This is a genomic window from Streptomyces colwelliae, assembly GCF_048158785.1.
Classification (GTDB): domain Bacteria; phylum Actinomycetota; class Actinomycetes; order Streptomycetales; family Streptomycetaceae; genus Streptomyces.
Genome location: NZ_JBLTJC010000950.1, coordinates 1 through 456, shown reverse-complemented (window position 1 = coordinate 456; position 456 = coordinate 1). Strand labels below are relative to the sequence as shown.

1 protein-coding gene is annotated in these 456 nt (G+C 61.4%); it reads left to right on the top strand.

What is annotated here, in order from left to right:
• A partial coding sequence (locus ACNFOC_RS55300) for an ABC transporter permease subunit (protein WP_416966431.1) occupies positions 1-456 on the top strand: 456 nt, incomplete at both ends.

The window sequence follows — 456 nt, the reverse complement described above, 5'->3', positions numbered from 1 at the left end:
ACGTTCCGGTTCAGGCTGGGGCACCTCTATTTCGCGCTGGTGACGCTTGCCATCGGCGAGTTGGGCCGCATCATCGTCATCGGAACCGACTTTCTCGGTGGCGCGTCCGGATTGCTCGTCCAGTTCCAGGCCTGGACGGTGGACGGGATCCGGGTGTCAGTCGCGACGCAGAACCTGATCTTCGCGCTCGGTTTCGCCGCCGTTGCCGTCCTAACGACGTACGCCATCCTCCAATCCAAGCTCGGCTACCAACTGAGGGCCCTGAAGGGAAACGAGGACGCGGCTCAGGCCATCGGGATCAATCTTCTGCGTTCGAAGACCATCGCGATGGTCATAAGCGCGGTGCTGAGTTCGATCGGCGGGTCCGCCCTCGCGCATTACGACGGGTTCGTCGATCCAGAGGTCGTGGCTTCCCCCATTCTCATCATTTCGATCATCCTGTTCACTGTCGTGGGC